Below are 20,188 nucleotides of genomic sequence, written 5' to 3' on the forward strand. Positions count from 1 at the left end.
CGTCCTGGGCCGGTCGGCCCGGGCGGAGGGGTGAGGCCGTGAGCGAGTCGTCGACCCATCGTAGGAAAAGACGACTGACCGTACTGTTCATCGCCGCCGTGCTGGCCCCCGTGGGGCTGGGGGCGGCTCCCGCTCTGGCGGAGCCGCCGCCCGCGCCGGCCCATCCGTGGCAGGCCGACCTGTGGCCGCAGCGGCAACCATGGCAGGAGGGGGAGCCCGCCGCCCTGCTCCGGGGCAGACCCGGCGGCCCGGCCGTGATCGACCCGCAGAACTGGAAGAACCCCGACCACATGACCTGGGAGGACTACAAGCCCGTCCCGGGCACCGACTGGTCGGACCCGGCGGGCGTCGCCTCCAAGCGCACCTTCAAGGGCGCGCTCGTCCTGCTCGACTACCCGGGCCAGTCGTTCGTGGTGACCCGCCCGCCGCACTCCACGGTCTTCGGCAACCCGAGCACCGAGGCGCACGACATCCCCCGCGACAAGGTCGCCCAGTTCTACAAGGACTTCCTCAACACCCCCAACCAGCTCAACCGGGGCCACACCATCAACGAGTACTGGATGGAGGACTCCGGCGGCCGGTACGGGGTCGACCTCACCGCCTTCGGCCCGTACGAGATGCCCGGCAAGTCCCACGAGTACGCGATGGAGTTCCAGAGCGGCACCGCCTGCCCGGCCGGGGACACCTGCAGTCGCAACATCCGCACCGACGGACGCGCGGCCTGGGCCGCCGACGCGGGCGAGGCGACGATCGGCCAGTACGACTTCGTGTTCTACCTGAGCGCCGGCCAGGACGAGTCGTCCACCTGGCAGGAGTTCGGGCCGATCAAGTTCCCCACCAAGGAGCAGGTCACCGACCCCTTCGGGCCGCCCGACCCGGCCCTGCCCAACTGGGCCAGGACCCGGTACGTCGAGTGGACCTCCTGGGCCTCGGCGTCCACCATCTGGCCGAACGCGGGCGGCGGCTCCTCCACCCAGGCGGAGAGCTCCGGTCAGGGCGTCTACGCCCACGAGTTCAGCCACATCCTGGGCATCGGCGACAACTACAACAACCCGTTCGGGGTCCCGCCGCGCCGCGCGTACACCGGCATCTGGGAGATGCTCAGCCGGGGCAGCTTCAACGGCCCCGGCGGTCCGCACAGCCGCTGGACCATCCCGCCGACGGGCGGCGGCTCGATGGGCGCACAGCACATGCTCCGCAACAAGATCAAGCTGGAGATGGTGGACGAGAAGAACGTCCTGCGGCTGTCACGGGAGGCGCTGGCCGCGTCGGGCCTGGTCGTCGCCCGGGTGAAGGCCCGCGAGGCGCAGCCGGGCGAGAGCGAGCTGTCCGGCGTCAACATCGCCCTCGGCACCGGCGACCTCAGCCCCAAGTGCGACGTCGCCACCGACCCGCTGTGCGACGGCGGCGGCTACCAGAACTACACGGTCGAGGTGGTCGACCGCATGGGCGCCGACTCCTTCACCCCCGACTCCGGCGTGCTGCTCGCCAAGACCAAGAACCAGGACCAGGCGCCGTTCGAGTGGGTGATCGACGCCAACCCGCAGGACATCGGCATGACCGACTACGTCCTGCCGGACGGCACGCGGGTCCCGATCACCATCGGCGACTACCGGCAGCTCTCCGACGCCCTGTTCCACGCGGGCACCGACTCCGGCAGCGAGTACGAGTACGTGGACCAGGCCAACCGCCTGCACTTCTACGTGCTCGGCCTGCAGCGCGACAAGAAGGGCATCCTCTCCTACACGGTCGCGATCCGCTCGCTGGACGGCGCGGGGCCGCAGCGGCACGGCGTCAGGGTCCTGCCCAGCGCGGCGGTCACCACGGGGACGCAGTGGGCGGCCTGCCGCTTCCCGCTCGCCAACACCGGCAAGGCCGCGGCGCCCCAGGGGCAGCACCCGGAGGACGTCGGCGCGTACCTGAAGTCCGACGTCTACCGCCTGTCGGCCAGTGTGGAGGGCAAGGGCTGGTCGGCCTGGACGCCGAACACGCTGGCCGCCGTCGGGTTCGGCGACTCCACCCTCGTGCCCGTCTACGCCCAGCGGGCCAAGGGCGGCGACCACCTCGGCCGGCTGAAGCTGACCGCGACCTCCGAGAGCGACCCCGCCAAGACCTCGACGGCGACCTGCCGGCTGGTCGGCGTCTGACCACACCGTCCGTACCACCGGCGCCCGCGGGCCCGGTGGTACGGCGTCGCCGCGCCCGCGGGCGGGCATCCGTCACCGACACACATGAGAGAGAGCCATGCCGCACATCGAATTAGGGAACGACGCGCCCGGCATCGTCGGGCTGATGCTGTACCGGCCGGACACCGCCAAGGTGCTCAACGAGCTCGCCGAGATCCTGCTGCGGGGCGAGAACACGCTGACCCGGGGCGAGCGCGAGCTCATCGCCTCCTATGTGTCCGACCTGAACCGCTGCCGGTTCTGCCACGGCTCGCACGCCGCGTTCGCCGCCGCGCAGCTCCCCGGCGGCGCCGAGACCGTCGCCCAGGCCTGCGCCGACCTCGACACCGCCGACATCTCGGCGAAGATGAAGGCGCTGCTCCGCGTCGCCGGCGCGGTCCAGCGCATCGGCACCGACGTCACCCCCGCCCTGGTCGAGGCGGCGCGCGAGAACGGCGCCACCGACCTGGAGATCCACGACACCGTGCTCATCGCCGCGGCGTTCTGCATGTACAACCGGTACGTCGACGGCCTCGGCACCTACGCCCCGGAGGATCCCAAGGCGTACGAGGAGATGGCCGGCCTGATCGTCGAACGCGGCTACGGGGCCTCGGTGGCGGCCAGGCAGGAGGCCTCCGCAGGCTGACCCGCCGGGTGAGCCGCCGGGTGAGCCGGGCCGCCGGGCCCGCGCGACAACCCTTCCCGCCGCGTGCGAGACTCCTGGCATGAACAGGTTGGACGAAGCGGCGATCGCCACCCGGCTGAGCACGGTGCCCGACTGGAAGCGCGAGGGCGACGAGATCCGGCGCACGATCGTCGCCCCCGACTTCCGCACGGCCATCGCCATCGTCAACGACGTGGCCGAGCAGGCGGAGGCCATGAACCACCACCCGGACGTCGACATCCGGTGGCGGCGGCTCCACCTGGCCCTGACCACCCACGACGCCGGCGGCCTGACCGAGAAGGACTTCACCCTCGCCGCCCGCGTGGACGCCATCGCCGCCGACCACGGCGCCACGTCCTGATCCTGACGCCCGCGACCGGGGGCCGCCGCCGTGCGGCCCCCATGGCCTGTCACGGCCTGTCACGGCCTGTCACGGCCTGTCGCGGCCGTCGTGCCGCCGTCCGGACCTCTGCCGGGCCGTTATGGGCGGCGGGCCGCCGTGAGGACCTCCACGGTCCCGTGCTCGCCGTCCACGCGCAGCAGGTCGCCGGTGCGCAGCCGGTCGGTGGCGTTGCCGCAGCCGACGACGGCCGGGATGCCGAGCTCGCGGGCGACGATCGCCGCGTGTGACAGGGGAGCGCCCACGTCGGTGACGACGGCCGCGGCCCGCGGGAACAGCGGCGTCCATCCCACGTTGGTGACGGTCGTGACCAGGATCTCGCCCGGCATGAGCGCCTCGCCCTCCTCCACGCTCGCGATGACCCGCGCCCGGCCCTCGACCACGCCCGCCGCGCCCGGGAAGCCGGTCACCGCCTCGGCCGCCGGCGCCTCCCGGTCGTGCTCGTCGTACACGTCGCCGCGCCGCGCGGGGTCGGCCGCCCACCGGAAGGGGTCGAACCGGCCCCTGATCAGCGCGGGGTACGGCGGCAACGCCCGGTAGCGTTCGTGGAGCCGGCGCCGTCCGGCGACCGCCGCGAGCGCGGACGCCCCGTCCGCCGTGCTGCCGTCGCCAGGCGCGGCCCCGGCGTTGCCGGCGTCCGGCGCGTGCCCGGCGCCGCCGCCGGGGGAGCGGGCGTCGAGGACGGCGAGGATCTCCTCGACGGACAGGAAGAACAGGTCCTCGCCATGTCCGGTGATCTCGCCGGCGCGCAGCACGAAGTCGCGCACCGCCCAGAAGGCCCGGACCACCTCCGAGCGCGCCACCTCCCGGTCGCGGAGCGCCCTGGTCATGCGCGCGACCGTGCGCCGGGCGCGCCGCACCTGGCGCGGGTGGCCTTCCGCCAGCCGGCGCCACGCGGCGGCGCGCCGCTCACTCTGGCGGGCGAGGAGCGCGTCGATGTCGTGCTCCGCCTCGCGGAGGCCGGCGAGCTGGGCGTCGATCCACCGGGGATCCTCGCCGGGGCGCGCGACGGAGACCTCGAACTCGCTCGGCCCCCGGTGGCCCCACTCGCGGGCGAAGGCGTCGCGGTCGATCTCGCCGCGAGACAGCCGGTCCAGGCCGACGAGCGGGCCGAGGCTCGCCAGGGCGGAGTCGCCGCCGTGCAGGCCGCTGCTCAGCGCGGCGACCTCGGACTCGCCGACCAGCTTGGCGAGCCGTATGCGGCCGAGGCCGAGCGCCCCGCTGTCCTGGCGGGTGGCGGCCTCCAGCATGTGCGAGCATTCGAGCAGGTACGGGCCGAGCTCCTCACGCCACAGGGCGGCCAGAGCGGCGGCCGTGGGTGCCGCCGCGACGCGTCCGCGCAGCGCTTCGCACCGCCCCGGCGCCGTGGCGAAGAACTCCGGCAGCCGGCGGGTGTTGACCCGTACTTCCCGCTTCACCGCGACCGCCGCCGGGAGGATCGACCGGGCCATCCGCCACCACGACATCGGCACCGTCGGGATGTCCATGCCGGCGGGCAGCCTGCCGAACACCGGCTCGATGAACATGGCGAAGCGCTTGCGCAGGCCGAACGCCGCCGCGAGCGTCATGGCCAGGCTGAGGTTCATGTAGAAGCGCCCGCCGATGCGCCCGTAGGCGCGGAACTCGGCGACGGACGAGGTGCGCATCGCACCGGACATGAAGATCTCGACGAAGGAGTAGGTGCTCGGCGTCATCACGTCAGGGATGGCCTCGCCGAGGTTGCCGTTGCTCCAAAGGTAGTCGCCGGAGAGGCTGTCGTTCCACAGGTCCGCGGGCGCCGCGGCCTCCAGGGCGGTGATCGGGCGGGCCTGCAGGATGGACGGCCGCCCGGCGTGGAGGGCCCACTCGACGTCCATGGGAAGGCCGTACAGCTCCTCGACGCGCTCGCCCAGGCGGGCGAGGGCGGCGATGGCGGCGGCGTCCAGCACCGGGGCGGCGCGCAGGTCCTCGGGCACCGGCACCTCCGCGGTGCCGGCTCCGGCGCGCACGGTCATCACGGCCTTCTCGGCGGTGTGCCGGGCGATGACCGCTCCGCCCGGCCGGGCCACGACCACCGTGTCCGGGGTGACCTGGCCGCCGACGACGGCCTCGCCGAGCCCCCACGCCGCGTTGAGGACCATGCGGTCGCGCGCCCCGGTGACCGGGTCGGCGGTGAACAGGACGCCGGCCGCGTCGGCGGGCACCAGCTCCTGGACGACCACCGCCATCGTCACCTCCTCGTGCGCGACGCCATTGCCGGCGCGGTAGGCGATGGCCCGGGCGGTCCACAGGGACGCCCAGCAGCGCCGGACGGCGTCGATCAGGGCGGCCTCGCCCTGGACGCCCAGGTAGGTCTCCTGCTGCCCGGCGAAGGACATGCCCGGCAGGTCCTCGGCGGTGGCCGAGGAGCGCACGGCGACCACGGGCTCGCCGAGGGCCGCGTACGCCGCGCGGATCGCCGCGCTCACCGGCTCAGGCACCTCGCGCCCGGCGAACAGCCCGCCGATCGCGCGCTCGGCTTCCGCGAACGGCATCGACCCCACGGCGGCCCCGCTGACGGGGTCCCCGGCGGCGCGGCCGGCGGAGGCAGGGGTCTCGGCGGTAGGGTTCGCGACGGCGGCGACGGCGGCCAGGACGGCCTCGCGCAGCCCACCGGCGACGAAGCGCTCGTAGGCCGCGGTGGTGACGTGGAAGCCCGGCGGGACCGGCAGCCCGGCGGCGGCCATGCGCGCGAGCGAGGCGCCCTTGCCGCCGGTGAGGGCCAGGTCGGCGGCCGGGTCGGCCAGGGGCAGCACCAGAGGGGGCTCGCTCACTGTCGGTAGTCCTCTCCGAGGTCGGTCGTCGTCAGGGACAGCCGGAGCCGTTCACGGGCCACGCGCAGCGCCTCGTCCAGGAAGGTGAGAGCCGCCCCGGTGGCCTCGGCCGTCTGGTCGGGGGTGAGCGGGCGGCCTGCGTCCAGGGCGCGGTGCAGGGTGTCGGCGAGGAGCTCCGCCAGGCGCTCGCCGGAGAGCCGGTGGTCCTCCGGCATCCGCGGGGTGATCATGAAGAAGCCGTACATGGTGCCGGTGATCACGTTCACCTGCTCGACCGCCGACAGGTCGGTGCGGACGGCCCCGTGCTCGCGCAGCGCGCCCAGGTAGACCTCCGACAGCGAGCGCATCGCGATGGCGGTCTGCACGGTGGGCTTGTTGCGGATCAGCTTGCCGAGCACCTCGGCGTCGCTCAGCAGGCTCGCCTTCATCAGCGGCCGGGTCATGACCGCCAGGGCGAGGTGCCGGAACAGGGAGCGGGGCGTGGCGCCGCCGGGTTCGGCGGCGAGGCCCGCGCGCACCTGTTCGAGCATGGCGACGCGGTCGCGGCGCAGCAGGGCGGCGAACAGTGCCTCCCGCGACTTCCAGTGCAGGTAGATCGTGCCCTTGGCCACCCCCGCGGTGCGGGCGACGTCGTCGATGGTCGTCTTGTCGTATCCCCAGCGCAGGATCAGCTCGGCGGCGGCGTCGAGGATGCGGTGGGCGCGTTCTTCACGGCCTGGCCCGGGGGGAGCGCCTCGGCCGGCGCGAGGTTCGGTGTCGGGGGACGGCATGGCCTCACTCACGATGGACGAATGACCAGATAAGCTCATTTGGTCATTGGTTGGTCATCGAACGGTAAGCCCCGGTCGTCCCCGTGGTCAAACCGCCGCGTCCGGCGGATGGCGGCAGGGCCTTCACCGGCCGGGCGGCGACGGCCATACTGGGTGGTAACCGACAGATGTTCGGGCAATGAGGAGACCCAGATGAGCCTCTCGGACCTGCGTCCGGTCCCCGGCGAGCAGCTGACCTTCCGGCTACCCCCGAAGTTCGAGAACGTGGCCGACGAGCGGCGCCACCGCCAGGAGCGGCTGGCCGCGGCGCTCAGGCTGTTCGGCCGCTTCGGCTTCGAGGAGGGCGTCGCCGGCCACATCACCGCGCGCGACCCCGAGCACCTCGACCACTTCTGGGTGAACCCCTTCGGCATGAGCTTCAAACACGTCAAGGTCAGCGATCTGATCCTGGTCAACCACCAGGGTGAGGTCGTCGAGGGGCGTTACCACGTCAACAAGGCCGCCTTCGCGATCCACGCGATGGTCCACCAGGCCCGGCCGGACGCCGTGGCCGCCGCGCACAGCCACTCCGTGCACGGCAAGGCCCTGTCGTCGCTCGGGCGGCTCCTGGAGCCGCTCACGCAGGACGCGTGCGCCTTCTACGAGGACCACGGCCTGTTCGACGACTACACCGGCGTCGTGGTCGAGACCGAGGAAGGCCGCAGGATCGCCCGGGCCCTGGGCTCGCACAAGGCCGTCATCCTGCGCAACCACGGCCTGCTGACCGTCGGCGACTCGGTGGACGCCGCCGCCTGGTGGTTCGTCACCATGGAGCGCTCGTGCCAGGCCCAGCTCCTGGCGAAGGCCGCCGGTGAGGTCGTCCCGATCACCCACGAGAACGCCAAGCTCACCCACGGGCAGATCGGCAACGACCTGGTGGGGTGGATCAACTTCCAGCCGCTGTACGACCAGATCGCCCGCGACGAACCCGACCTGTTCGACTGACGCCGGGCGGGCGCGTCAGGTGAAGAGCTCGGGCGGCGGGACGGGGGTGAGCACCGCGTCGCCGTCCCTGATCGGCGCCGCGCCCGCGACGAACCTCACCAGGTCCTCCTCGTACACGCACCGGGCCTGGGTGAGGCCGCCCGCCGCCTTGCGGGTCAGCTCGCGCAGTGGCAGCGGCGCCGCCGAGGCGGTCACGATGAGGTTGCCGAACCGGCGCCCGCGCAGGATGCCCGGCTCGGCCAGCAGCGCCACGTGGCGGAAGGTGCCGCGCACGGTGGCGACGACGCGGCGCGCGAAGGCCAGCCCCTTGCCGTCGGCGATGTTGATCAGCAGGGTGCCCGGGTCCTTCAGCACGCGGGCGATGTCGCCCATGTACTCGGCGGTCGCCAGGTCCACCGGCATCGTCGCGCCGCTGAAGGCGTCCAGGATGAACAGGTCGGCCGAGGCGTCGCGCAGGCCGGTGGCGGCGCTGCGGCCGTCGGCCACCCGCACCTTCAGCCGGGGCACCGACCGCAGCCGCAGCTGGTCGCGGACGAGCTGCACCAGCGCCGCGTCCGGCTCGATCACGATGTGCCGCGAGCCGGGCCGGGTCGCCGCGACGTACCGGGGCAGGGTGCAGGCGCCCGCGCCCACGTGCACCACGTCCAGCGGCCCCTCCTGGATCGCGTCGATCACGTCGGCCATCAGCCGGACGTACTCGAAGTCGAGGTAGGTGGGGTCCTCCAGGTCCACGTACGACTGGGGGACCCCGGCCATGCTCAGCAGCCAGCCGTGCGGCCGGTCCAGGTCGCGCAGCAGCTCGACCTCGCCCATGTCCACCGGGTAGCGGCCGGGCATGGGGCCCGCCTCGGCCTTACGCTTCCCCACACGGTCTCCCATGGTTCTGATATATCGGGATGTGCCATACCCGGCACTCTTGGGAGAACCGTATGCGCCGCCGAGGACTGCTCGCTCTCTTCGGGGTGACCGTCGTCATCATCGCGGCCTCCCTGGTGGCGCTGGTGCTGGACGCGCGCCGGATCACCGGCACCCCCGAGGCGGCGGGGCGGGCCTACCTGGACGCCTGGGCGGCGGAGAATTTGCCATCGATGAGGGAGATGGTGTTCTCCCCGCCCGCCGACTTCCTGGACCAGCACCGCCGCCTCAGCACCGACCTGCAGGTGCTGTCGATCAAGCTGACCCCCGGCACGCTGGTGCGGCACGGCGAGCGGGCCGCCGACCTGCCGTTCGAGGGAGTGCGGCAGATCGGCGAGCTCGGCCAGTGGCGGTTCTCCTCGGTGCTCCATCTGGCCGTCAGGGACGGCGCGTGGAAGGTCGTCTGGACGCCGCAGACGCTCCACCCCGGCGTCGCGGCCGGTGAACGGCTGCGCCTGGCGGAGATCCCGGTGCCGGGCACCGAACTGCTGACCCGGCAGGGACGGCCGCTGCCGCACGCCAGCGGCGCCGAGACCTATCTCCGCGACCTGTCGGGCAAGGTCGACGACTTCTACGACGCGCCGTCGGCGGGGTGGGCGATCGAGGCCGGCACCTCGGCAGGCAGGTCCAGGAACCTCGTGGTGTTCCGCCGGCCGGCCGAGCGGACCTTCCGCACGACGCTGGACTGGTGGACGCAGGCGGCGGCCGCCCGCGCGCTCGACGGGCTCGACCGGCCCGCGGCCGTCGTCGCGGTGCGGCCGTCCACCGGAGAGGTGCTCGCCGTCGCCGACCGGCTCGCCGGCCAGGGCGCCTTCTACCAGCCCGCCCCGCCCGGCTCCACCTTCAAGATCGTCACCGCGGCGGCGCTGCTCGGCGACGGGATGAGCGCCGACACCCCGGTGCCGTGCCCCGCCCGCTACACCATCCCGAACGGGCGCACCTTCACCAACCACGACCACCAGGACCACGGGACGGTCAGCCTCCGCCGGGCGTTCGCCCTGTCGTGCAACACGACCTTCGCCCGGCTCGCCGTCGAGCGCCTGGGCGACGGCGCGCTCCGGCGGGAGGCGACGGAGCTGGGGTTCGGCGGCGACCTGAAGTCGGGCATCGGGGGGACGTGCGGGACGATGCGCAGGGCCGGCGACCGCGACGAGCTGGGCGCCGACGCGATCGGGCAGAACTCGGTACAGGCCACCCCGCTGTGCATGGCCCTGGTCGCCGCGGCGGTCCGGGACGGCACCTGGCGCCCGCCCCGGCTGATGTCGGAGAAGGCCGTCAAGCGCCTGGAGATCGACGGCCGGCCGAAGCCGAGACGCATGCCCGGTCCGGTCGTCGCGCAGCTCAGGTCCATGATGGCGGCCGTCGTGACCGAGGGGACGGCCGCCGGCTCCGCCCTGCCCGGCGGGGTGGCGGGCAAGACCGGCACGGCCGAGACGGGGACGGGCGAGGACCACGCGTGGTTCGTCGGCTACCGCGGGGACCTGGCGTTCGCCGTCTTCGTCGAGCACGGCGGCGCGGGGGCGGGGGCGGCGGCCACCGTGGCGGCCCGCTTCCTGGGCGCTCTCTGAGGCCGTTCAGTGCAGTGAGGGAACTCACCGCCTACCCCCGGTGGTTCGGCTTCCACGAGGTGTTCCACGCCTTCACCGTGGCCGCGTACGTCGTGCAGTACGTCGCGGTCTCGCTGGTGGTCTACGCCGCCGCCTGACCCATGCTCCACGCCGCGGTCCGGCCCGGTGGTCCTCGCCGTCCGACCCGGTGGCCGACCCCCGCCGTCCGACCCGGTGGCCGACCCCCGCCGTCCCGCCCGACCCCCGCCGTCCCGCCCGACCCCCGCCGTCCCACCCGGCCCGCGGCGCGGCAGGGGGACGGCGCGCTCAGGCGGTGGCCGCCTCGAGGCCGAGCCGGCGCTCGGCCAGCTCGGCGTACAGGGCCGCGCCGTCGGGCAGCACCGTGTCGTCGAAGGCGGCCTCGGGCGCGTGGTTGTAGGCCGCCCGCGCGGGGTCGGCCCCGTTCGGGCAGGCGCCGAGGGCGACGAAGGCCGAGGGCACCTGGTCGCAGACGAACGAGAAGTCCTCCGAGCCGGTGAACGGCTGGGGCGCGGTGATGTAACGGTGCTCGTCGAAGACCTCGCGCACCGTGTCCCCGGTGAAGTCGGCCTCGGCGGCGCTGTTGACGGTCACCGGGTAGCTGACGTCGTACTCCGCGTCGACCTCCAGGGCGTGCGCGGCGGCGATGCCCTTGAGCAGCGTGAGGATGCGCTCCTGGACGCGGCCGTGCGCGGCGGCCGAGAACGACCGCACGGTGGCCTCGAACGTCGCCTCCTCGGGGATGATGTTGTCGGCGGTGCCGGCGTGGAAGCTGCCCACGGTGACCACCACCGGGTCGAACACGTCGAAGCCCCGCGTCACCATCGTCTGCAGCGCGGTGACCATCTCGCAGGCGGCGGGGATGGGGTCGGCGGCCCGGTGCGGCATCGACCCGTGGCCGCCCCTGCCGCGCACCGTGACCTTCAGCCGGTCGGCCGCCGCCATGATCGGCCCGCCCCTGCTGACGAAGAGGCCGCGCGGCAGCACCGAGCTGATCACGTGCAGCGCGTAGGCGGCGATCGGGCGCCGTCCCGAGGCGTCCAGCACGCCCTCGTCGATCATGATCTTCGCGCCGCCCTGGCCCTCCTCGCCGGGCTGGAACATGAACACCACGTCGCCGGCGAGCCGGTCGCGCCGCGCCGCCAGCAGGTGGGCCGCGCCGGCGAGCATGGTGGTGTGCAGGTCGTGGCCGCAGGCGTGCATCCGCCCGGGCAGCGCCGAGACCACCGCGGCGCCGCTGCGCTCGGAGACGGGCAGGGCGTCCATGTCGCCGCGCAGCAGCACGGTCGGGCCGGGCCGCCCGCCGCGCAGCACCGCCGTGACCGAGCTGAGCCGCTCGCCGGTGGTCACTTCCAGGGGCAGTCCCGCGAGGGCGCCGAGCACCTTCTCCTGGGTCCGCGGCAGGTCCAGGCCGAGCTCGGGCTCGCGGTGCAGGGCGTGGCGCAGCCGGACGAGCTCCTCGCCCAGGTCCTTGGCGGCTTCGCGGAGCGACACCGGGCATCCCCTCCAGGTTCCTCACCGATACATCCGAGACTTCAGACGATATAGCCCGACTTGGCGGCAGGTAGACAGCATTTGGCGACTTTTTGGTCTGTTACCAGGGTCTTTCCGGATAGGAACGGAACGGTAGCTCGACGGGGGAGATTCGACATGCATGAGGTCAGCGGCGAGGCAGGCCGTCACTGGACAGAGATGGGCCGTCACTGGTGGGTCCAGGCGGCGCGCGGCGCGTGCGCGATCGTCTTCGGCGTCCTGGCCGTCGTGTGGCCGCTGATCACGCTGCTCACGCTGGTCATCCTGTTCGGCGCGTACGCGATCGTCAGCGGGGCCTTCGCCCTGTTCGGGGCCTTCCGCGGCGTCCATCCCCGCGACTCGCGCACCTGGCTGGCCATCTCGGGCGTCCTGGCGATCGTCGCCGGCATCGTGGCCTGGGTCTGGCCGGGCATCACGGCGCTGGCCCTGCTCATCCTGATCGCCGCCTACGCGGTCGTCATCGGGGTGTCGGAGATCGTCGCCGCGGTCGCCCGGCGCAAGGCCGGCGAGACCGACTGGGCGTACCTGGTCAGCGGCGTGCTCGCGGTGATCTTCGGCATCCTGCTGTTCGCCTGGCCGGCCTCCGGAGCCCTCGCCCTGACCTGGCTGATCGGCCTGTTCGCCATCCTCTACGGCGCCTCGCTGCTGCTGCAGGCCTACCGGGTTCGCGAGAGCGCGCGCAGGGGGAGCACCGCGGGCCCCGCCGCGCACGCGGTCTGACCGTTCCGCCGTCGCCCGTTCCGCCGTGAGGCCGCCTGTCCTGCATGATTCCGCGTGGTAAGCCGGATGTACCGGAGGAATTCCACATAATCATGGAGGTGGCCGGGAATATTCTTGCCGACTATCGGACAGGCTCCTCATGGGGAGGGCACATGAGCGTGCTCGACCGGCTGGCCCGCCACCTGCTCGTCGACGGTTACCGCTTCGAACTCGACCTCGACCGGAGCCGGGGATCGTGGATCGTGGACGCCGGCACCGGCCGGCGCTACCTCGACTTCTACACCTTCTTCGCCTCCGCCCCGCTGGGCGTCAACCCGTTCGACGACGATCCGGAGTTCCTGGCCCTGCTCGGCCGGGTGGCCGCCAACAAGCCGGCCAACTCCGACATGTACACCCGCCACCTGGCCGACTTCGCCGACACCTTCGCCCGCGTGCTGGGCGACCCCGCGCTTCCCCACCTGTTCTTCGTCGAAGGCGGCGCGCTCGCCGTGGAGAACGCCCTGAAGTGCGCGTTCGACTGGAAGAGCCGCCACAACGAGGCGCGCGGCCGCCCGCGCGAGCTGGGCACCAAGGTCCTGCACCTCACCCGCGCCTTCCACGGCCGCAGCGGGTACACCCTGTCGCTGACCAACACCGAGCCGGTCAAGACCGAGCGCTTCCCGATCTTTGACTGGCCGCGCGTCGAGGTGCCCGCGATCCACTTCGGCGAGGTGGAGGCGGCCGAGGAGCGGGCGCTCGCCCAGGCGCGCGCGGCCTTCGACCGCCACCCGCACGACATCGCCTGCTTCATCGCCGAGCCGATCCAGGGCGAGGGCGGCGACAACCACATGCGGCCGGAGTTCCTGCTGGCCGTCCAGCGCCTGTGCCACGAGCACGACGCGCTGTTCATCATGGACGAGGTGCAGACCGGCGTCGGGCTCACCGGCACGCCATGGGCCTACCAGCAGCTCGGCCTGGCCCCCGACATCGTGGCATTCGCCAAGAAGGCCCAGGTCGGCGGCATCATGGCCGGCCGCAGGGTGGACGAGGTGCCGGGCAACGTCTTCCAGGTCAGCGGGCGGATCAACTCCACCTGGGGCGGCGGGCTGGTGGACATGGTCCGCTCGCGCCGCATGCTGGAGATCATCGAGCGGGACGGCCTCATCGCGCGCGCGGCGGAGCTCGGCGAACGGCTGCTCGGCGGCCTGCGCGAGCTGGAGGCCGGGTTCCCCGGCCTGGTCCGCGCCGCGCGCGGGCGCGGGCTCATGTGCGCCTTCGACGTGCCGGACCGCCGTGACGATGTCGTCCGGGCGCTGCGCGAGGACCAGGGCGTGCTGGTGCTGCCCTGCGGCGAGCGGTCGGTGCGGCTGCGCCCCGCCCTCTCGGTCACCGCGGAGGAGATCGCCCACGGCCTGACAGCGCTCACCCGGACTCTGACCACCGTCCGCGAAACCACCCCGAACGCCCTCCGCGTGCCCGCCTGACCACCGGACAGGCCGCCCGCGAAGCGTCGCCGGGTCGTCCGCCGTAGCCGGCGCCGGCCTCGCCGTGCCACGACCCGCCGACCCGGCGCCGATCACCTGTGGCACGTGGCCGGGATGGAGGACCGCGCCCGGTGAACGTTCTGGTCACCGTGCTGGTCGCGGGCGGGGTGTGTTGCTCGACGCCGGGCCGCGGGTGCCACGCCGGCCGCCTCCCCGTGGCCGGCGTGCCGTTCGTCCGTCAGGTGGGCGGGCGGGCGGGGGAGTTGGCCTTCCACAGGCCGATGGCCGTCATCCGGCAGTCGGCCCCGAGCTTGGAGTAGATCCGGTTCACGTGGTTCTTGACGGTCTTCTCGCTCAGGAACAGCCGCTGGGCGATCTCACCGTTGGAGTGGCCCGTCGCGATCAGGTCCATCACCTCGGCCTCGCGTTTGCTCAGCCCGGCGTGCGCGTGCTCGTTGTAAGTGGCGTCATCGACACTCATCCGGCCTCCGTGGCACGAATCATTGTCTGATCGCCGAGCCCCCCGCGCTGGCGGTGTGCGGTTTTTGCGAGCATAGCCCGCCATCGCGGCCTTTGGGGGCCAGCCAGTCCGAGAAATGCTCACTTTCCGCGAAAGCGATGGAGAGGGCGGTGATGCCGCGAAAGCGCGATGGCCGGTCCGAGAGGGACCGGCCATCGACCGCTGGGGTGAGTGATGGGACTTGAACCCACGACATCCAGGACCACAACCTGGCGCTCTGCCAACTGAGCTACACCCACCATGTCCGCGGTCATCGCCGCGGCACAGGAAAAGTGTAGCGGGCTTTGGGGGGTTCTGGTGCCGTGCCGCGTCAAGATCCGGTTATGGCCTCCGCCACCTCACGTGCGGTGGCGGTGTCGGGGCCCGGCTGCGGCACGAAGACGGCGGCGCGGTAGTAGCGCATCTCCTGCACGCTTTCGGTGATGTCGGCCAGCGCCCGGTGGCCGCCCTGCTTGGCAGGGGAGGCGAAGTAGACCCGTGGATACCAGCGGCGGACCAGTTCCTTCACCGAGGAGACGTCCACCATGCGGTAGTGCAGGTAGGCGTCGACGGCCGGCATGTCGCGCGCGATGAAGGAGCGATCTGTGGAGATGGAGTTGCCGCACAGCGGCGCCTTCTTCGGCTCCTGCACGTGCCGCTGGATGTACGCCAGGACGAGCGACTCGGCCTCGGCGAGCGTCACGCCGTCCGCCAGGGCGCTGAGCAGGCCGGAGGAGGTGTGCATCTGCCGCACGACCTCCGACATCTGCTCAAGCGCCTCCTGCGGCGGCTTGATGACGACGTCGATGCCCTCGTCCAGCTGGTTCAGCTCGCCGTCGGTCACGACGCACGCGACCTCGACGAGCGCGTCATGGCCGAGGTCGAGCCCGGTCATCTCACAGTCGATCCAGACCAACAGGTCACTCATAATGCTCAGCGTAGTGCCCGGTCATGAGGCCTTGAGAGAGTCCAGTACGCGATCGATCAGCGATGTGTCCAAATTGTCGGGTACGGAGGCGTAAAGGACAGAAGGTCGCTTGCCCAGACCCTGGTCCACCAGGGCGATCACCCCGTGCTCCTTCTTGAAGTCCCAGCCCGCCTTCTTGGCCTCGGGCGTGAAGTCCATCTCGAACCTGAGCATCCACGCCTTCTTGCCGCTGACCTCGAAGCTCTCGTCCTTGACGATCTTGCGCTTGTGCGGCGGGCTGTAGAAGACCTTCTCGTAGTTGATCAGGAAGCTTCCGGCCGCGTTGCGCAGGTCCTTCGGGCCCGAGTAGTCGAAGACCTGGGGGAGCGTGCACACCGTCACCGTGCCCACCCAGTCGTGGTCCTGGCCGTCGTAGTTCTTCTGCGAGGTGGCCTGGTAACCGCTGGTCCACAGCGGGAAGCGCGGGTCGGGCCGGCCGGTGCCGTTCAGCTCCGCCCACGTCGGCACCGACCACTTGCCGCCGGGGAAGGTGAAGGACAGCCCGTTGCGGGGGTCGGTGATGGTGTCGCCCTTCGGCGGGGGCAGCTGGGCCGGGAAGTCCGTGACGCTCGGATCCGGGGTCGGGGTGTCCAGCGGCGGGTCGGTGGCCGGGGCCGACGGCTCCGCGGTCTCGCTCGGCAGGGGCGTGGACGCCGCGGTCGGGGTGCCGTCGCGGTTGACGAAGGTGAAGGCGAGCACCAGGGCGATGACCACGAGGATCGCGACGGCGCCGCCGCCGAGCACCCACGGCAGCGGGCTCTTCTTCGGCGGCGGGGGCCCCTGCGGGCCGAACTCCGGCACCGGCATCTGGGCCGTGGCCCCGGGAGGACCCCACTGCTGCGGTCCGCCGTACGGGCCCGGCTGACCCGGCTGCCCTGGTTGTCCCGGCTGCCCGTACTGCCCGGCCGGCTGGCCGTAGGCGCCGGTGGGCTGGGCGTACGGACCCGTCGGCTGACCGTACTGGCCCGCCGGCTGCCCGTACTGGCCGCCCGGCCCGCCGAACTGCGGCTGCCCGCCGGGCGGGGCGAAGGCGCCGGGCTGCTGGTGCGCCCCGGTGCCCTGCTGTCCCCCGGGGCCGGGCGCGCCCGGCTGCGGGTACGGCCCGGTGCCCTGCTGCCCGCCGATCGCCCCGGGCTGCGGCTGGGGACCGGTGGCGCCGGGCCGCGGGTACGGGCCGGTGCCGCCCGCGCCCAGGTGAGGTTGCGGCCCCGTCTGCGGCCCCGCCTGCGGACCGGTCCCCGGCTGCGGGGGCGCTTCCTGCGGGGTGCCGGCGCCCGGCGGGGAGCCGCCCGCCTGGGACGCCTGGGAGGAGTCGTCCGGCGCGGACCCCGCGCCCTGCTGGGGCGTGCCCTCCGGCCGGCTCCACTGGCCGGTCGTCACCGGGGCCTGGCCCGATGAGGCCTCCAGGGGGTGGGTGGCGTCGGTCCACTGCGTGCCATCCCACCACCGCAGTTGCGGTGATCCGTATGGGTCCGGGTACCAGCCGGCGGGGGTCTGCGTCATGTCGTCAGAATAGTGACATCCCCGTTATTACGCGCATTTGGCGAGCGATCTGCGCGGTCAGCATTTATAAGTGAACGTCGCCGCGTCCTCGAGCGGGGCGCCCGAGGCGCCGACCGGCGACAACACGCGCAGCCGCGCCGTCAGTTTCCGGGTACCGTGCCCGCTCACGTCCCATTCAAGAGTGACCTCGTGGCTGGACCGCCCGGACGGCACGGCGTCGGTGTGCTTGATCGGCTTCTGCTTGCTCAGCAGCCACTCGTAGGAGACCTGGCCGGCCGACCCGTTCGTGGTGAGCACCCCGACGACGTTCACGGTGGTGTCGCACCCGGCGGCCTTCGGCTGCCTGACCTGGACCGCCGTCACCGACAGCGGCGCGCCGCGCTGGAACCACAGGAAGGCCGCGGCCAGCAGGATCAGCGCGAACAGCACGGCGGACCCGACGAAGCCGCCGCGTCGGCGCCGCCGCCTGCGCGGAGCGGCCAGCCGCTCGGCGGCCGCCACGGTGGGCTGCTCGCGCCCGGCCCGCCAGATCTGCGCGGCGGTCGTGTCCGCCGGCACCCCGGGGCCGAACCGCATCTCGCCGCCGGCCGGCGGCGTGGCCGCGGACGGGGCCTGGCCGGTATCGGCCGCCGGATGGGCCGGCTGCTCACCGGCGCCCGCCGGCACGTACAACAGGGTCACGACCTCACCGGTGTCCACGCCCTGCGGCGACGGGGGCAGGTGCGGGGGCTGCCCGGTGGGCACCGCCGACGCCGACCACCACTGGATCGTCTGGACCAGCCGCTCACGGGTGGCGAACCCCGAGGGCAGCAGGTCGCGCCCGTTGACCAGGGCGTCGCGCGCGGCGCCCAGGCCATGGGTGGTCGCGGTGGCCGCCGCGCGGTCGAACAGCCGCGCCGCCTGCTGGTCGCCGGCCGCCCACGCCGCCGCGAGCCCGCGGGCCAGCGAGGCCCACGCGGCCAGGTCGCGCTCGACCGAGGCGTGCGCGCCGCGCAGCGCCGGGACCAGCCCGCGCTCGGCGAGCAGCGCCGTGCCGTCCTCGGCGATCACCACGGTGCCGGCGTGCAGCGCGCCGTGCACCAGGCCCGCCGAGTGGACGGCGAGCAGCGTCTGCGCGGTCTCCACCAGGATCGTGGCCGCGCTCCCGGCGTCGGGGACCGGGCCGGAGGCCGGGGCCCGCATCAGCTCGGCCAGCGACGGCGTTCCCGGCCGCGCGGTGAGCAGCCACACCTGTCCCCGCGCGGCGACCAGGTCGGTGATCGGCACCAGGCCCGCGACGCCGCCGCGTGTCAGGCGCCGGTCGGCGGTCACCTCGGCGACGACCCGGTCGCGTGCCCCGGGGTCCACCAGGACCCCGGGATCGATCCACAGGACCCCGCCGCGTCCGCCGTCCGGCGTGACCGCGTCGGTCCAGGTGCCGGTCTCACCGGCGCGGGATCGGCCCGTCAGCCGGTATCCCGCGATGCTCTCGCCATCTGGCATCTACCGCCGCCTCCGGTGCCGTCCCGCCATGCGCTGTCTGAGGACAAGTGTGGCGGGAACCGCCCCGGTCGTCACCAGGCCGGCCGCCAGCACGCCCACCGCGTCCCCTCGCGGGGTCGTCTCGGGCGACGGGGTGTCGCCGACGTCGCCCCTCGGCGGCGGTGACGACGGCGACTCCGAGGGCCGCGTCGAGGGACTGGGCGACGGCTCGGGAGAGGGCTGGGGCGGCTGCTGCGTCGGGCGAGGAGTCGGGGTGGGCTTGGGCTTGCCGGAGGGCAGCGTGTCGTCCACCTTGGGATCGGAGGTGTCGGGCTTGTCGGACGGGCTCGGCTTGGCCGAGGCCGAGGGCTTGGCGGACTTCGTCGGCTTCTTGCTGGGGGAGGGCTTCGGTTTCGGCGAGGTCTTGGTGGCGGTGGGCTGCGGGGCGGTCGAGGGGACCGCGGCGGCCGTGGTCTGGGGAGGGGCCGCCGTCGGCTCGGCAGTCGGGCTCTCGGACTCCTCCGCCTGCTCCGTCGGCTCCTCGGAGGGCTCCTGCGCCGGCGACTCGGCGATCGCCGGCTTGGGCGAGCCTCCGGCGATGGCGGGCGTGGCCGACGGCGTGGTGGTCGTCGTCTGCGCCTGCAGCGAGCTGTCGCCGAGCGTCCCCACCAGGACCGCGCCGCCCGCCGCGACGACCGCCAGGCCCACGGCGCCCACCATGAGTTTGACGCTCAGCTTGCTCAGGCCCCGGCGGACGCCGCCGAGCTCGGTCTCCGCCAGCGAGGTGCTGGCGCCGGGCAGCTCGTCGACCAGCGGGAACAGCAGGGCGAGCAGGCCCGCCAGCGCGGCCAGGCGGCGGCGTCCCTTGTCCTCCCAGTCGGGCCCGTACGCCTGGAGGGCGACGTCCTCCAACTCGGCCAGGAACGCGTCGGCGGTGGCGGGCCGGTCGGCGGCGCGCTTGGCCATGCCGCGCTCGATGAGCCCCCGCAGCGGCGCGGGAACCTGCTCGACCGGCGGCGGCATCGCCTGGTGCTGCCGCGCCAGCGCCGCCATGTTGCGCGACTGGAACGGCCGGGTGCCGGTGAGGCACTCGAAGAAGACGATGGTCGCGGCATACACGTCGGTGCTGGGGCCGGCGGGAGCGCCCGCCCACTGCTCGGGCGCCATGTACGGGGGCGTACCGGCGCCGCTGACCCCGTCGCCGGAGCGCACGGCGATGCCGAAATCGATGAGCTTGCTGTCCCCGGTTCCCTCGATGACGACGTTCTCGGGCTTGAAGTCGCGGTGCACGACGCCGCTGGCGTGCGCGGTGGCCAGGCCCAGCAGCGACCCCTTGAGCAGCACGAGCGCCGCCTCGGCGCCGGTCGGGCCCTCCGAGCGCAGCATCGCGCGCAGGGAGACGCCGTTGACCAGCTCCATGATGATGGCGGCGCCGCCCTGGTGCTCGATGTACTCGTAGAACCGGGCGGCGTGCGGGCTGTCCATCAGCTCCAGCAGCCGCGCCTCGTGGCGGAAACGGACGACGAACCCCGGGTCGGCGCACAGCTCGTCGGACAGGTATTTGATCGCGACGTAGGTCTGGTCCGCGTCGTAGCGTGCCATGACGACACGTCCGGACCCTCCGCTGCCCAGGTCACGAATCTCGGTATATCCGGGGACTCGCCATGCCCCGCTCTGGCCGTCCATGCGGTCTCCTTTTGTGGCCGGGCCCCCACCCATGACGCGACAACGAAGCCTAATGGCGACGTGGCTGATCCGTGATGTTT

Annotated in this window: 16 protein-coding genes, 1 tRNA gene and 1 pseudogene; 8 read left to right on the forward strand and 10 right to left on the reverse strand. The window is 73.1% G+C overall.

Annotation, left to right across the window (positions count from 1 at the left end):
- Positions 1-38 precede the first annotated feature (38 nt).
- The 3 genes from ACWEN6_RS18135 (at position 39) to ACWEN6_RS18145 (ending at position 3,190) form a co-directional block, all read left to right on the forward strand.
- A complete protein-coding gene (locus tag ACWEN6_RS18135; protein ID WP_452571235.1) occupies positions 39-2,147 on the forward strand; it encodes a M6 family metalloprotease domain-containing protein in 2,109 nt (702 codons plus the stop codon).
- A gap of 97 nt (positions 2,148-2,244) precedes the next feature.
- Positions 2,245-2,811: a carboxymuconolactone decarboxylase family protein gene (locus tag ACWEN6_RS18140; RefSeq protein WP_354928647.1), complete on the forward strand. Its 567-nt coding sequence runs from the start codon at positions 2,245-2,247 to the stop codon at positions 2,809-2,811.
- Positions 2,812-2,890: 79 nt separating this feature from the next.
- Positions 2,891-3,190 (forward strand): 4a-hydroxytetrahydrobiopterin dehydratase, encoded by a 300-nt coding sequence (locus ACWEN6_RS18145; protein ID WP_354840802.1) that lies wholly within the window; start codon positions 2,891-2,893, stop codon positions 3,188-3,190.
- A 119-nt stretch (positions 3,191-3,309) separates the two neighbouring features.
- On the opposite strand, the gene ACWEN6_RS18150 is transcribed toward ACWEN6_RS18145, so the two are convergent.
- Positions 3,310-6,021, reverse strand: a complete 2,712-nt coding sequence (locus ACWEN6_RS18150; protein ID WP_452571236.1) for a PEP/pyruvate-binding domain-containing protein — start codon at positions 6,019-6,021, stop codon at positions 3,310-3,312.
- Complete coding sequence (locus ACWEN6_RS18155; protein WP_452571237.1) at positions 6,018-6,803, reverse strand: TetR/AcrR family transcriptional regulator; 786 nt, start codon at positions 6,801-6,803, stop codon at positions 6,018-6,020. The genes ACWEN6_RS18150 and ACWEN6_RS18155 overlap by 4 nt, the downstream gene beginning before the upstream one ends.
- Positions 6,804-6,983: 180 nt before the next feature.
- Here ACWEN6_RS18155 and ACWEN6_RS18160 point away from each other — a divergent pair, with 180 nt between their 5' ends.
- Positions 6,984-7,775 carry a class II aldolase/adducin family protein gene (locus ACWEN6_RS18160; protein ID WP_452571238.1) on the forward strand — a complete coding sequence of 264 codons (792 nt, stop codon included), beginning with the start codon at positions 6,984-6,986 and terminating at the stop codon, positions 7,773-7,775.
- Between the two features lie 15 nt (positions 7,776-7,790).
- Here ACWEN6_RS18160 and ACWEN6_RS18165 read toward each other — a convergent pair whose 3' ends face one another.
- Positions 7,791-8,642, reverse strand: a complete 852-nt coding sequence (locus ACWEN6_RS18165) for a spermidine synthase (RefSeq protein WP_452571239.1) — start codon at positions 8,640-8,642, stop codon at positions 7,791-7,793.
- Between the two features lie 62 nt (positions 8,643-8,704).
- On the opposite strand from ACWEN6_RS18165, the gene ACWEN6_RS18170 reads away from it, so the two are divergent.
- Both ACWEN6_RS18170 and ACWEN6_RS18175 read left to right on the forward strand, forming a co-directional pair.
- Entirely contained in the window at positions 8,705-10,258 is a 1,554-nt protein-coding gene (locus ACWEN6_RS18170) for a penicillin-binding transpeptidase domain-containing protein (protein WP_452571240.1), read from the forward strand.
- A 35-nt stretch (positions 10,259-10,293) separates the two neighbouring features.
- Positions 10,294-10,395 (forward strand): annotated as a pseudogene (locus ACWEN6_RS18175) (PAQR family membrane homeostasis protein TrhA); the annotation flags it as partial.
- Positions 10,396-10,564: 169 nt separating this feature from the next.
- Here the strand turns inward: ACWEN6_RS18175 and ACWEN6_RS18180 are convergent.
- Positions 10,565-11,770: a M20 metallopeptidase family protein gene (locus ACWEN6_RS18180; protein WP_452571241.1), complete on the reverse strand. Its 1,206-nt coding sequence runs from the start codon at positions 11,768-11,770 to the stop codon at positions 10,565-10,567.
- A 156-nt stretch (positions 11,771-11,926) separates the two neighbouring features.
- Here ACWEN6_RS18180 and ACWEN6_RS18185 point away from each other — a divergent pair, with 156 nt between their 5' ends.
- Together ACWEN6_RS18185 and lat are read left to right on the forward strand one after the other, a co-directional pair.
- Positions 11,927-12,529 carry an HdeD family acid-resistance protein gene (locus ACWEN6_RS18185; protein ID WP_452571242.1) on the forward strand — a complete coding sequence of 201 codons (603 nt, stop codon included), beginning with the start codon at positions 11,927-11,929 and terminating at the stop codon, positions 12,527-12,529.
- A 152-nt stretch (positions 12,530-12,681) separates the two neighbouring features.
- Positions 12,682-13,992, forward strand: a complete 1,311-nt coding sequence (lat, locus tag ACWEN6_RS18190) for an L-lysine 6-transaminase (protein WP_452571243.1) — start codon at positions 12,682-12,684, stop codon at positions 13,990-13,992.
- 238 nt (positions 13,993-14,230) lie between these two features.
- Here the strand turns inward: lat and ACWEN6_RS18195 are convergent, their stop codons facing one another.
- The 6 genes from ACWEN6_RS18195 to ACWEN6_RS18220 all read right to left on the reverse strand — a co-directional run bounded on the left by ACWEN6_RS18195 (position 14,231) and on the right by ACWEN6_RS18220 (position 20,141).
- Positions 14,231-14,473 (reverse strand): helix-turn-helix domain-containing protein, encoded by a 243-nt coding sequence (locus ACWEN6_RS18195; RefSeq protein ID WP_354928671.1) that lies wholly within the window; start codon positions 14,471-14,473, stop codon positions 14,231-14,233.
- A gap of 202 nt (positions 14,474-14,675) precedes the next feature.
- Positions 14,676-14,751, reverse strand: a tRNA-His gene (locus ACWEN6_RS18200).
- A gap of 71 nt (positions 14,752-14,822) precedes the next feature.
- Positions 14,823-15,419, reverse strand: a complete 597-nt coding sequence (gene orn, locus ACWEN6_RS18205; protein ID WP_354928674.1) for an oligoribonuclease — start codon at positions 15,417-15,419, stop codon at positions 14,823-14,825.
- Positions 15,420-15,440: 21 nt separating this feature from the next.
- Entirely contained in the window at positions 15,441-16,961 is a 1,521-nt protein-coding gene (locus ACWEN6_RS18210; RefSeq protein ID WP_452571244.1) for a DUF2510 domain-containing protein, read from the reverse strand.
- A gap of 57 nt (positions 16,962-17,018) precedes the next feature.
- Positions 17,019-18,443 (reverse strand): hypothetical protein, encoded by a 1,425-nt coding sequence (locus ACWEN6_RS18215; protein WP_452571245.1) that lies wholly within the window; start codon positions 18,441-18,443, stop codon positions 17,019-17,021.
- On the reverse strand, positions 18,444-20,141 hold the full coding sequence (locus ACWEN6_RS18220; RefSeq protein WP_452571246.1) for a serine/threonine-protein kinase: 1,698 nt from the start codon (positions 20,139-20,141) through the stop codon (positions 18,444-18,446).
- Positions 20,142-20,188: the final 47 nt, after the last annotated feature.

It is taken from the genome of Sphaerisporangium sp. NPDC004334, from assembly GCF_053602655.1.

What these genes read in the sequence shown, in the direction of transcription:
- ACWEN6_RS18140 (WP_354928647.1), top strand. Translation starts at nt 2,245, where the DNA reads ATGCCGCACATCGAATTAGGGAACGACGCGCCCGGCATCGTCGGGCTG.
- ACWEN6_RS18145 (WP_354840802.1), top strand. Translation starts at nt 2,891, where the DNA reads ATGAACAGGTTGGACGAAGCGGCGATCGCCACCCGGCTGAGCACGGTG.
- ACWEN6_RS18160 (WP_452571238.1), top strand. Translation starts at nt 6,984, where the DNA reads ATGAGCCTCTCGGACCTGCGTCCGGTCCCCGGCGAGCAGCTGACCTTC.
- ACWEN6_RS18170 (WP_452571240.1), top strand. Translation starts at nt 8,705, where the DNA reads ATGCGCCGCCGAGGACTGCTCGCTCTCTTCGGGGTGACCGTCGTCATC.
- ACWEN6_RS18185 (WP_452571242.1), top strand. Translation starts at nt 11,927, where the DNA reads ATGCATGAGGTCAGCGGCGAGGCAGGCCGTCACTGGACAGAGATGGGC.
- lat (WP_452571243.1), top strand. Translation starts at nt 12,682, where the DNA reads ATGAGCGTGCTCGACCGGCTGGCCCGCCACCTGCTCGTCGACGGTTAC.
- ACWEN6_RS18195 (WP_354928671.1), bottom strand. Translation starts at nt 14,473, where the DNA reads ATGAGTGTCGATGACGCCACTTACAACGAGCACGCGCACGCCGGGCTG.
- orn (WP_354928674.1), bottom strand. Translation starts at nt 15,419, where the DNA reads ATGAGTGACCTGTTGGTCTGGATCGACTGTGAGATGACCGGGCTCGAC.
- ACWEN6_RS18210 (WP_452571244.1), bottom strand. Translation starts at nt 16,961, where the DNA reads ATGACGCAGACCCCCGCCGGCTGGTACCCGGACCCATACGGATCACCG.
- ACWEN6_RS18215 (WP_452571245.1), bottom strand. Translation starts at nt 18,443, where the DNA reads ATGCCAGATGGCGAGAGCATCGCGGGATACCGGCTGACGGGCCGATCC.
- ACWEN6_RS18220 (WP_452571246.1), bottom strand. Translation starts at nt 20,141, where the DNA reads ATGGGTGGGGGCCCGGCCACAAAAGGAGACCGCATGGACGGCCAGAGC.